The sequence below is a fragment of the Proluteimonas luteida genome, assembly GCF_021191695.1.
Taxonomy (GTDB): domain Bacteria; phylum Pseudomonadota; class Gammaproteobacteria; order Xanthomonadales; family Xanthomonadaceae; genus Luteimonas; species Luteimonas luteida.
Map to the genome: position 1 here is coordinate 1 of NZ_JAIWPT010000034.1, position 9,213 is coordinate 9,213.

General features: G+C 70.8%; 7 protein-coding genes and 1 pseudogene. All 8 read right to left on the reverse strand.

Annotated elements, in window-relative coordinates; translation table 11 throughout:
- A pseudogene (locus LDO26_RS17885) lies at positions 1-195 on the reverse strand (Mur ligase family protein); the annotation flags it as partial.
- A 2-nt stretch (positions 196-197) separates the two neighbouring features.
- A complete protein-coding gene (cphA, locus tag LDO26_RS17890) occupies positions 198-2,987 on the reverse strand; it encodes a cyanophycin synthetase (RefSeq protein ID WP_232132454.1) in 2,790 nt (929 codons plus the stop codon).
- A gap of 30 nt (positions 2,988-3,017) precedes the next feature.
- Positions 3,018-3,581 (reverse strand): hypothetical protein, encoded by a 564-nt coding sequence (locus LDO26_RS17895; RefSeq protein ID WP_232132455.1) that lies wholly within the window; start codon positions 3,579-3,581, stop codon positions 3,018-3,020.
- A gap of 23 nt (positions 3,582-3,604) precedes the next feature.
- Entirely contained in the window at positions 3,605-4,444 is an 840-nt protein-coding gene (locus LDO26_RS17900) for a cyanophycinase (protein WP_232132456.1), read from the reverse strand.
- Between the two features lie 112 nt (positions 4,445-4,556).
- Positions 4,557-5,597, reverse strand: a complete 1,041-nt coding sequence (gene trpD / locus LDO26_RS17905; RefSeq protein WP_232132457.1) for an anthranilate phosphoribosyltransferase — start codon at positions 5,595-5,597, stop codon at positions 4,557-4,559.
- Positions 5,598-5,726: 129 nt separating this feature from the next.
- Positions 5,727-6,305 (reverse strand): anthranilate synthase component II, encoded by a 579-nt coding sequence (locus LDO26_RS17910; RefSeq protein WP_232132458.1) that lies wholly within the window; start codon positions 6,303-6,305, stop codon positions 5,727-5,729.
- 37 nt (positions 6,306-6,342) lie between these two features.
- Positions 6,343-7,842 carry an anthranilate synthase component I gene (gene trpE, locus LDO26_RS17915; protein WP_232132459.1) on the reverse strand — a complete coding sequence of 500 codons (1,500 nt, stop codon included), beginning with the start codon at positions 7,840-7,842 and terminating at the stop codon, positions 6,343-6,345.
- Positions 7,843-7,996: 154 nt separating this feature from the next.
- Complete coding sequence (gene yegS, locus LDO26_RS17920; RefSeq protein ID WP_232132460.1) at positions 7,997-8,962, reverse strand: lipid kinase YegS; 966 nt, start codon at positions 8,960-8,962, stop codon at positions 7,997-7,999.
- Positions 8,963-9,213 lie beyond the last annotated feature (251 nt).

Genomic DNA, 9,213 nt, shown 5'->3' on the forward strand with positions numbered 1-9,213 from the left:
GTGCGGACGCACGACGATCGCCTCGTCGGCCCAGCCCAGCGCCACCCGCGCGGCCCGGATCCGGCCCTGCCAGCGGGCCAGCAGCGACGCCGCGACCGGCGCGCCGACCGCGGTCTCCAGCGCCGCGCCGGTCCCCGCGAAATAGACGTTGGTGCCGGTCAGGCGGCGCGATTCGGCGAAGGGTTCGGCGTGCATCGTCAGTCGCTTTCCTCGCGTTCGAACACCAGCCCGCGCTCGTCGCGGACCACGCCCTCCATCGCCGCGACCGCCGCCTCGTCGGCGCTGCGCGCCGGCGCCAGCGACGGCAGCTCGACCCGCGCGCGCGGCGCCTCGCCTTCGGCATTGAACTTGATGATCTGCTTCCAGGTGCGGGCCAGCGCGTCGGCGAACACCACCAGCAGGTCGCCGGCAGCGGCCATGCGCAGCGCGGCCTCGACCGCGTCCTGCTCGTCGGGGACCACGCTGATCGCGTCGGCCGGCACGCCGGCCGCTTCCAGCGCACGGGCGATGATGCGCGGCACCTCGTCGCCGTCGCGGCCGCGCAGGTTGTCATCGCGGCGCACGACGAAATGGTCGAAGTGGCCGTGCACCGCCTGCGCGATCGCCGCCAGGTCCTCGTCGCGGCGGTCGCCGGGGCCGGTGACCACGACGATGCGGCGGCCGCCCACGTCCAGGCGCTGCGCGAGTTCGGCCATGACGCCGACCGCGTGGGCGTTGTGCGCGTAGTCCATGATGACCTTGAACGGATGCTCGTCGAACACGTTCATGCGCCCCGGCGCCTGGAAGAACGTGGTGTCGAAGGTGCGCAGGCCCTGGCGGATCGCGTCGAGCCTGATCCCCAGCGAAAACGCCATGGCCGCGGCGAACATCGCGTTCTGCACGTTGTGCAGCGCGCGGCCCTCGATCGTTGCGGGAATCAGGTGGGTCCACATCAGCGGGATGTGGCTGCCCTTGTCGTAGAGGGTGATCATGTGGCCGTTGACGCCGTTCTCCAGCGCGCAGGCGCGGCCGCCGGCACGGATGTGCTCGCGCACCAGCGGATGCGAGGGGTTCATCGTCACGTAGCAGATGGTCTTCGCGTCGGTGTAGGCCGACATCCGCAGCACGTTGGGGTCGTCGGCGTTGAGCACCGCGCAGTCCTTCGCCACTTCCACCACGATGCGCTTGATCTCGGCCAGCTGCTCCAGGGTGTCGATGCCCTTCAGGCCGAGGTGGTCGGCCTGCACGTTGAGCACCGCGCCGACGTCGACCTCGGGCACGCCCATGCCGGCGCGCAGCAACCCGCCGCGCGCGGTCTCCAGCACGGCCAGGTCGATCGCCGGGTCCGACAGCACCATGCGCGCCGACACCGGCCCGGTCATGTCACCCTCGACGGTGCGCTGGCCGTCGATGTAGACGCCGTCGGTCGTGGTCAGGCCGGGGGTGTAGCCGGCCATCTTGGCGACGTGGGCGAGCATGCGCGCGGTCGTGGTCTTGCCGTTGGTGCCGGTGAGCGCGGCGATCGGCACGCGCGACGGCGTGCCCGGCGGGAACAGCATGTCGATGACCGGGCCGGCCGGGTCGCGCGGCGTGCCTTCGCTGGGCGCCACGTGCATGCGGAAGCCGGGCGCGGCGTTGACCTCGCAGATCGCGCCGCCGATGGTCTTGTAGCTCTCGGCGATGTTCGGGGTGATGAAGTCGACGCCGCCCACGTCCAGGCCGATCGCGCGCACCGCGCGCACCGCCATGTCGCGGTTGTCGGGGTGGATGATGTCGGTGACGTCGGTCGCGGTGCCGCCGGTCGACAGGTTGGCGGTCGAGCGCAGGAACACGACCTCGCCGTCTGCCGGCACCGATTCCGCGCTGTGGCCGACGCGCTCCATCATCAGCGTCGCCTCGCGGTCGAGTTCGATCCGGGTCAGCACCTTCTCGTGGCCGACGCCGCGGCGCGGGTCCTGGTTCACGATCTCGACCAGTTCGGCGATGGTGTGCGTGCCGTCGCCGACCACGTGCCCGGGCGTGCGCCGGGTCGCGGCGATCAGCTCGCCGTTGACCACCAGCAGGCGGTGGTCGTCGCCGGGCTGGAAGGTCTCGACGATGACCGAGCGCGAATGCGCCTGCGCGGCGGCGAAGGCCTCGCGGATCTCGTCGTCGCCGCTGATGTTGATGGTGATGCCGCGGCCGTGGTTGCCGTTGTAGGGCTTGAGCACCACCGGCCCGCCGAGCCGGCGCGCCGCCTTGAGCGCGTCGACCTGGCTGGAGACCAGTTGCTGGCGCGGCACCGGCAGGCCCAGGGTCGCGAGGATCTTGTTGGTCTCCTCCTTGTCGCTGGCCAGTTCGACGGCGATGTACGGCGTGCGGCCGGTGATCGTCGCCTGGATGCGCTGCTGGTACTTGCCGTGGCCGAACTGGATCAGCGACTGCTGGTTCAGGCGCAGCCACGGAATGCCGCGCTCCACGCCGGCGCGCACCAGCGAGGCGGTCGACGGGCCCAGTGCGCGCTTCTGCGCGTAGCGGATGAAGTCGTCGCGCGCCTCGTCCCACTGCCAGTCGGCCGGCACGCTGCCCTCGGGCCGGATGTCGGCCGGCAGCAGCGAGCTGAGCAGGCGGATCGCCAGCTCGCCGGCGGCGATGCCCTCCTCGCGCTGCGCGTACTCGTAGACCACCGAGTACACGCCGGGGCGGTCGTCGCCGATGCCGCGGGTGCGGCCGAAGCTCACGTCCTCGCCGGCGATGTTCTGCAGCTCGATCGCGACGTGCTCCATCACATGGCCGAGCCAGGTGCCCTCGCCCTCGCGCATGCGCCGGATGAAACCGCCGGGCTCGCGGTAGGAACAGCCATGCTCGGCCAGCCCCGGCAGCGCGGCGACCAGCGCATCGACGAAGCCGCCACCGAGCCGGCCGGTCGGCCAGGCTTCCAGCTGTTCGAGATCCAGCACCAGCCGGATGACCGGGAAATGCGCGTATTGCGAGGGGCCGACGTAGACGGAACGTTCGAGGATGCGCATGGAAATTCCCTTGTGAAGTGGCTGAGTCGGCTAGGGCGACGCCCCGGGCGGCAGGGGGGCAAGAAGGCGGATGTCGTCATGCGCCCGACGCAGTTCCAGCATGGTGCCACGGACCGCGGGCGCCCCCACGACCAGCACGCGCGTGGCCCAGTCCGACGGGCACTGGACGAGATAGCTGTAGCGCGGGTTGGACGCACCGCACACGCCCATCGCGAAGGTGCCGATGTGGCCACGGCCGGCCTCGGAGATCCCGACGATCGGGTAGGCCGGCGCGCCGCCCATCTCGCCCTGCGGATCGGGGTTGTAGAAACCGGCGCGGATCTCGACCGTGTAGGCACCGCAGCGGCGCGTCAGGGTTTCCGAGCCCGCGCGCAGCCGCTGGCCGCTGCGCGGATCGGTCCTGTCGTCGAACCTCTGCAGCGGCGCGACGTCGATCCATTCGACACCGTCACCCAAAACGACGGGCGCGCCCCCGGTGTCGCCGGCCATCAGTTCCAGCCTGGGTGCGTCCATTCCCGGATCGCAGGCATAGCGCAGGCGCGCATCCGATTCTTCCGCAGCCGCTGGCGCCAGACCCATCGCCATCAGCAGCAATGCGAACCCGCGCATCCGGTGGCTCAGGTCTTGCTGACCGCAAGGCTGCCGGCGGCGGCCTGCCGGGTGTGCAGGTTGAAGGTCGCACCCGCGATCAGGATATGCACGCGCAGCCCGAGCAGGCACACGGGGTCGTCCTCGCCGGCGCGGTCCATCGACGAGAAGCTCAGCTCGGCGGCATCGACGATCGTCACCGAGCCGCTGCCTTCCACTTCGAGGGTGTCGTCCGGGCCGATGAACGCCGCGGTGTCCTCGTCGAGGCCGATGCCGATCGCGAACGGGTTGTAGGCCAGCCCGGCGACCAGCCGGCCCAGCCGGTCGCGCTGGCGGAAATGCTGGTCGATGATGAAGCGGTTGGTCAGGCCCAGCCCCGGCGCCAGGCGCACGCTGCCCGCGCGCGGCGACGAGCCTTCCTGGCCGAAGGCGATCATGTGCTCGCTGAGGATGCTGGCACCGGCGCTGGTGCCGCCGACCGGCAGCCCGCGCGCGTTGAGCACGCGGATCAGCTTGGCGACCGGGGTCCCGCCGAGCAGCGTCGACAGGCGCAGCTGGTTACCGCCGGTGAAGAACACGCCGGTGGCGCGCTCGATGATGTCCAGCCGGTTCTGCTCATGGCAGTCGCGGCGGGTGTCGAAGTCGAGCACGGTGACTTCGGCCGCGCCGAGCTCGGGAAACAGGCGCGCGTACTGGGTACCGGTCTCGATCAGGCGGCTGGCGGTCGGGATCACGACGATGCGCGCGTCCGCGCCACCACAGATCTCGACGAAGCGCCGCAGCACCTTCGGGTCGGCTTCCTTGTCCTCGGCACCGCCGATCGGGACGATCCATCCCCGCTCTTCCCCGTCGGGGGTCTTGCTCGGCATTCGTCGGCTCCTTGGCCGTGGTCGTGATGGCGGTCAAGTTAGCACGCAGCCGGCGCGCGCAACGCCTTGACAAATCCCCGCGCACAGGGCGCACGAGGCCGCGGACGGCGACTCAGCCGCCGCGCAGCGACCGGGTCAGGTCGACGTAGGCGGCCAGCCTGGCGCGCGCCGCGCCCGAGGCGATCGCCTCGCGCGCCAGCACGATGCCGGCGGCGATCGAATCGGCGACCCCGGCCACGTACAGCGCCGCGCCGGCATTGAGCGAGACGATGTCGCGCGGCAGGCCGGGCACATCGTCGAGCGCCTCGAGCAGCATCGCCTTCGACTCGGCCGCATCGGCCACCCGCAGGTTGCGGCTGGCGGCCATGGCGATGCCGAAGTCCTCGGGGTGGATCTCGTACTCGCGGACCTCGCCGTCGCGCAGTTCGCCGACCAGGGTGCCGGCGCCGAGCGAGATCTCGTCCATGCCGTCGCGGCCCCAGACCACCAGCGCGCGCTCGGCGCCGAGCTCGCGCAGCACGCGCACCTGGATGCCGACCAGGTCGGGATGGAACACGCCCATCAGGATGTTCGGCGCGCCGGCCGGGTTGGTCAGCGGCCCGAGAATGTTGAAGATCGTGCGCACGCCCATCTCGCGGCGTACCGGCGCGACCGCCGCCATCGCCGGATGGTGCACGGGCGCGAACATGAAACCGATGCCGGCCTCGTCGATGCAGCGCGCCACCTCGTCGGGCTGCAGGTCGATGCGCGCGCCCAGGGCCTCGATCACGTCGGCGCTGCCCGACTTCGACGACACGCTGCGGTTGCCGTGCTTGGCGACCTTCGCGCCGGCCGCGGCGACGACGAACATGCTGGCGGTGGAGATGTTGAACGTATGCGCGCCGTCGCCGCCGGTGCCGACGATGTCGACCAGGTGCGCGCGCGTGCCGTCGTCCAGCGGCACCGGCAGCGCGAACTCGCGCATGACCTGGGCCGCGCCTGCGATCTCGTCGACGGTCTCCTTCTTGACCCGCAGGCCGGTCAGGATCGCCGCGGTCATCAGCGGCGAGACCTCGCCCTGCATGATCTGGCGCATCAGTCCGACCATCTCGTCGCGGAAGATCTCGCGGTGCTCGATGGTGCGTTGCAGGGCTTCGTGGGGGGTGATGGGCATTTTCGGGATTCGGGATGACCGGACGTTCGTCCGTTGGGGTGCCGGGATTGGTGATTGGTGATTGGTGAAAAGCGTAGTTTCCTTCCCGTCATTCCCGCTTTCGCGGGAATGACGAAGTGTCTCGATGCCTCACCTCTCCAGGAAGTTCTTCAGCAGCGCATGGCCGTGCTCGGTCAGGATCGACTCGGGATGGAACTGCACGCCCTCGACCGGATGCTCGCGATGGCGCAGGCCCATGATCTCCTCGAACGTGCCGTCGTCGTGCTCGGTCCACGCGGTGACTTCCAGGCAGTCCGGCAGCGACGACCGCTCGACCACCAGCGAGTGGTAGCGCGTGGCTTCATAGCCGTCGGGCAGCGACGCGAACACGCCCTTGCCCTCGTGGCGGATCGCCGAGGTCTTGCCATGCATGATGCGGCCGGCGCGGATCACCCGGCCGCCATAGGCCTGGCCGATGCCCTGGTGGCCGAGGCAGACGCCGAGGATCGGCGTCGTCGCGCCGAGGCGCTCGATCACCGCCAGCGACACGCCGGCCTCGTTCGGCGTGCACGGCCCCGGCGAGATCACGATGCGCTCGGGCGCGAGCCTGGCGATCTCGTCGACCGACAGCGCATCGTTGCGCTCCACCCGCACCTCGGCACCCAGCGCCTGCAGGTACTGCACGAGGTTCCAGGTGAAGCTGTCGTAGTTGTCGATCATCAGCAGCATGGCGTCACCCGTTTCCCCGACCCGCACGATTCGTCCATCACAACCCCTTCGCCGCCTGCGCCACCGCGCGGAACAGGGCGCGGCCCTTGTTCATGGTCTCCTCCCATTCCTTCTCGGGATCCGAGTCGTGGACGATGCCGGCGCCGGCCTGCACGTACAGGCGGCCGTCCTGGATCACCGCGGTACGGATCGCGATCGCGGTATCGGCGTCGCCATGCCAGCCGATGTAGCCGACGGCGCCGGAGTAGACGTTGCGCTTGACCGGCTCGAGGCTGCGGATGATCTCCAGCGCACGGACCTTCGGCGCGCCGCTGACGGTGCCGGCCGGGAACGTCGCGCGCAGCACGTCGGCGTAGCTCAGGCCGTCCTTCAGGCGCCCGGTGACTTCGCTGACGATGTGCATGACGTGGCTGTAGCGCTCGATGACGAAGCGTTCGCCGACCTCCACCGTGCTCGCCTCGGAGACGTGGCCGACGTCGTTGCGGCCAAGGTCGATCAGCATCAGGTGCTCGGCACGCTCCTTGGGATCGGCCAGCAGTTCGGCCTCCAGCGCGAGGTCCTGTTCCGGCGTCGCGCCGCGCGGCCGGGTGCCGGCGATCGGGCGCACGGTGACGGCGCGCCCACCGTCGCCTGTGTGCTGCAGGCGCACCAGGATCTCCGGCGACGAGCCGACCACCTGGGTGCCGCCGACGTCGAGGAAGTACATGTAAGGCGAGGGATTGAGTGCGCGCAGCGCGCGGTAGACATCGACCGGGCGCGCCTGGAACGGCACCGACATGCGCTGCGACAGCACGACCTGGAAGGCGTCGCCGGCGGCGATGTAGTCCCTGGTGGCCTGCACCGCGTCGATGAAGCCCTCGCGGGTGAAGCCGGAGACGAAGTCGGATTCGTCCAGCGCCGCCGGCTGCAGCGTCTCCGGGTAGCCGGCACCGCCGTGGCGCAAGCGGTGGGTCAGCGCATCGAGCCGGCGGTTGGCGCGCGCCCAGGCCTGCGGCTCGCGCGGGTCGGCGTGCACGATCAGGTACAGCCGGCCCTTGAGGTTGTCGAACACCGCGACCTCGGTGCTCAGCATCAGCAGGATGTCGGGCGTGCCCAGCTCGTCGCGCACGTCGGCGCGCACGCCATTGCGCAGCCGCGGCTCGATGTACTCGACGCACTCGAAGCCGAACCAGCCGACCAGCCCGCCGGTGAACGCCGGCAGGCCGTCGAGCTTCGGCACCGCATGTTCGCTGCGCAGGCGCTCGACCTCGGCGAACGGGTCGTCGACCTCGCGCGTCTCGACCGCCTCGCCGTGCTCGCTGACCGTCAGCGTGTGGCCGTGGAAGGCGTACACGCGCGAGGCCGGCAGGCCGATGATCGAATGGCGGCCGAAGCGTTCGCCGCCCTCGACCGATTCGAACAGGTAGGTATGCGGGCCGTCGGCAAGCTTGAGGTAGACCGACAGCGGCGTGTCGAGGTCGGACAGCACCTCGCGCACCACCGGGATGCGGGTATGGCCGTCAGCGGCGTACTGCTGGAAGTCCTGTTGCGGGATCACGCGGCATTTCCTTGGAAAGCGGGCAGGCGGAAGCGAGTGCAGCCGGGGGCCACCATCGCCAGCTGGTGCCGGCGGAACGGAAATGCAGGGGTGCGGTCGCGCGCATGCCGGCTACTGTACCCACTCGCCGCCGATTGCGCGACCGGGCGCGGCGTCAGTCGTCGTCCGTGGCGCCGGCGTTGGCCGCCAGCAACCGGCAGCCCGGCGGCAGGTGCATGCGCAACCGCCGCGGCGCGCAGGCCAGCGCGAAGCGGCGCGCGCGCACCGGCTCGCCGTCCAGGTTCAGGGTCAGCGGCGCTTCGCCCTCGATCACGACGTCGGGCAGGCGCGGCCGCAGCGCGACCTGGTCGAGCGCGGCGACCCTGCCTTCCGTCAGCGCGGTATGCAGCGCGGTGCGCAGGGTGGCGGCCCGTTCGGTTTCCAGCTCCGGCACGACGGTGACATCGAGCAGGCCGTCGTCGATCCGTGCGTCGGGACACAGCAACTGTCCGCCGCCGGCCTGGCGGCCGTTGCCGATGCCCAGTGCGACGAAACCGCCGTGCCAGTCGAAACCGGGGCCGGACACGTGCGCGACGATCGGCTCGATGCGCCCGATCCGCGACAGCCCGGTGATGAAATAGGCCAGGCCGCCGAGCACCTTCTTCAAGCCCTCATTGGTCTCGACGGTGACCTGGGTGCCGAAGCCGCCGGAGGCGAGATTGGCGTACCAGCGGCACTGGCCGTCGGCGTCGACGCGGACCAGGTCGATCGGCACCGGCGGCTGGCGCGCGACCAGTTCCAGCGCGGCCAGCGGATCGTCGGGGATGCCGGCGGCGGTGGCGAAATCGTTGGCGGTACCAAGCGGCAGCAGCCCGAGCGCGGGCAGCGCGTCCGCATCGCCCGGCTGCGCGGCCAGCGCCCCGGCCACCTCGTTGAGCGTGCCGTCGCCGCCGGCGGCGATCACGGTATCGACGCCGTCGGCGACCGCCGCATCGACCAGTCGCATCGCATCGCCCGCCTCCCAGGTCACGCGCACGTCGAGCTCGACGCCACGCGCGCGCAAGGCGTGCACGGCGTCGCGCACCGCCCCGTTGCCGGAACATTTGCCGTTGAGGACCAGGCGCCAGTGGGGACGGGGCATCGGTGTGTGCCTGCTTGCGGGGGACGGCGCGCAGCGTAACGGATGCGCGGCCCGTCGCCATCAATCCTCCGTCACGCGACCGCCGGCACCTGTCATCACCACGTCATCGAAACCCCGGAGCATGGAAGGCCATTGCAGGGACGACGGGCGGAGGCAGGATCAGCCTCCAAGATTGAATGACGTCTCCCGCCTACGGCGGGAGACGCCGACGCCCCTCTCCCGCGCCTGCGCGGGAGAGGGGGGGACCGTCC